Source organism: Mycobacterium sp. (assembly GCF_050701675.1).
Taxonomy (GTDB): Bacteria; Actinomycetota; Actinomycetes; order Mycobacteriales; family Mycobacteriaceae; genus Mycobacterium.
This window is the reverse complement of the sequence record NZ_JBOGDD010000648.1, coordinates 1-2,203: the sequence shown is the minus strand read 5'-3', so window position 1 is coordinate 2,203 and position 2,203 is coordinate 1. Positions and strand designations below refer to the sequence as shown.

Below are 2,203 nucleotides of genomic sequence, written 5' to 3'. Positions count from 1 at the left end.
GACCTCACCAGGCCCGGTCTGCGGGTGAGCGTCTGTGCCGCCCAGAGCACGTGCGGTTCGACGACGCAGCTCGTCGAGGACCGGACCGGGATACGACTTCACCCGGTCACGTCGGGGGCGACGTCGAACCGTGTTCTCCAGGCCGTCACCGCCGGGCAGGCCGACGCCGGTGTGGTCTACGCGACCGATGCCCAGGCTGCCGGAGGTGGCGTCTCGTGGTTCCCCCTCCCTGGGAGCACGGACGCCGTCACTGCGTGGATCACGGTGGTCAAGGGCACCCAGCAGGATCGCGAGGCGGCTCAGTTCGTCGAGGAGGTCACCGGCCCCGAGGGCGTGCGGACCCTGACCGGGGACGGGTTCACCGAGCCGCTGAAGAGCCCGGCTGGCTGACGCGGCCCGGTATCAACGACGTTGACATATATCAGTCGACTTGTTATACCGAACGGATGTCCGACCCCAAGCCGCCAGGCTGGCTCAAGCCCATCAACAAGATCATGGTGTCGATGCAGAAACTCGGCATCGCCACCGGGCCGGTGCGGGTGCTGACGGTGGTCGGCCGCAAGTCCGGCCAGCCGCGCAGCACGCCCGCGACCCCCTACATCCTGGACGGCAAGGTCTATGTCGCGTGCGGATACCCGCGCGCGGACTGGGTTCTCAACGCCCGTGCGGCGGGCGAGGGGACGGTGACGCGCGGGCGGTCCTCGGAGCGGGTGGCGTTCGTCGAGCTCACGGCCGATCAGGCCAAGCCGGTCTTGCGCGCATTTCCCACGGAGGTGCCCACCGGGGTCGGGTTCTACAAGCGCGCCGGGTTGGTGACCGACGGCACCGCCGACGAGTTCGAATCGCTGGCCGGGCGCTGCGCGGTGTTCCGGCTGGATCCCGTCACGACGCCGTAGTTTCGCGGTCGGCACGCGCGCGCCGCGAGGCCCGTCGTTCACCTCGCGGACACCCCGCGGATGCCGGGCGCTGCTACCTCTTGTCCGTGATGAACTTCCGAACGCCATCGCTGATGGCGCTCTTCGTGATGAGTACCGTTGCCGCAGTGTCCTGTTCGTCTGGCGGGGACACGCCGTCCGCGTCCAGCACCTCCGGCCAGCCCGCTGCCTTGACCACCGGTGTCGACAAGGCGCTCACCATCACGCCGGCACAGTTGCTGACGGCGACGGCCGGCGCCACCGCGGTGGACTTCGCCAAGCCCGCGCACGGAACGCTCACCTACGGCAACGGCGGCGCCCTGATCTACACCCCGGACAAGGGCTTCACCGGCACCGACCAGTTCGAGGCCACCACCACCGACGCGGTCAAGACCTATGCCGTGGACACGCCGCCGCTGGCCACGGTGGGCGGTGTGGAGATCCAGAGCAGCGGCTTCGGCTCGGCGATCGCCGCCGTCCCCGGTGGCGGCGCCGGCGAACTGTACGGTCTCACCGACCGCGGCCCCAACGTCGACGGCCGGACCGACAACGAGAAGGTGTTGCCGGTACCGGACTTCCACCCGCAGATCAACACGTTCCGGTTGAGCGACGGTACGGCCGCACCGGGGCAGGCCATCACCCTCAGCGGTCGTGACGGGCAGCCGCTCGTCGGTCTCGTCGATCCGGCCGCCAACACCGGCGAAAGACTGGTCGACGTCAACGGCGCCCCACTGCCCACCTCCGATCACGGGCTGGACACCGAAGGTCTCGTCGCGCTGGCCGACGGCACGTTCTGGGTGTCGGACGAGTACGGGCCGTTCCTCGTCCACTTCGACGCCAATGGCAGGGAGCTGGAACGACTTTCACCGTTCGACGGCACGCTGCCACGCGAGTTGTCGCTGCGCAGCCCGAACCAGGGCATGGAGGGGCTGACGATCACGCCGGACGGCTCGACGCTGGTCGGCATCATGCAGTCCGCGATCAAGACCCCCGGCCTGGAGGGTTCGGCGAAGTCGGTGCCGCTGACCCGCATCGTCACGGTGAACCTCGCAGACAAGGCGGTCAAGGAATACCTCTACCCGCTGGCCGACCCGGAGAAGTCCAAGGTCGCCGTCTCGGAGATCACCGCGATCAGCAACACCGAGTTCCTGGTCGACGAACGTGACGGCGAGCTGGAGCCGGGGGCGGACAAGAAGATCTACCTCACCGACATCGCAGGCGCCACCGAGGTCGGGCCGTCGTCCACGGTTGCCGGCGGTGTCTACCGCGCCGACGCCGGTGGACTGCAG

Annotated in this window: 3 protein-coding genes; all 3 read left to right on the top strand. The window is 69.0% G+C overall.

What is annotated here, in order from left to right; genetic code table 11:
* A partial coding sequence (locus tag ACRDUX_RS19935) for an extracellular solute-binding protein (protein WP_526415744.1) occupies positions 1-390 on the top strand: 390 nt, incomplete at its 5' end.
* 56 nt (positions 391-446) lie between these two features.
* Positions 447-896 carry a nitroreductase family deazaflavin-dependent oxidoreductase gene (locus ACRDUX_RS19930; protein WP_526415743.1) on the top strand — a complete coding sequence of 150 codons (450 nt, stop codon included), beginning with the start codon at positions 447-449 and terminating at the stop codon, positions 894-896.
* Positions 897-1,042: 146 nt separating this feature from the next.
* Positions 1,043-2,203 (top strand): esterase-like activity of phytase family protein (locus ACRDUX_RS19925; protein ID WP_526415742.1); only part of this gene is annotated, 1,161 nt, incomplete at its 3' end.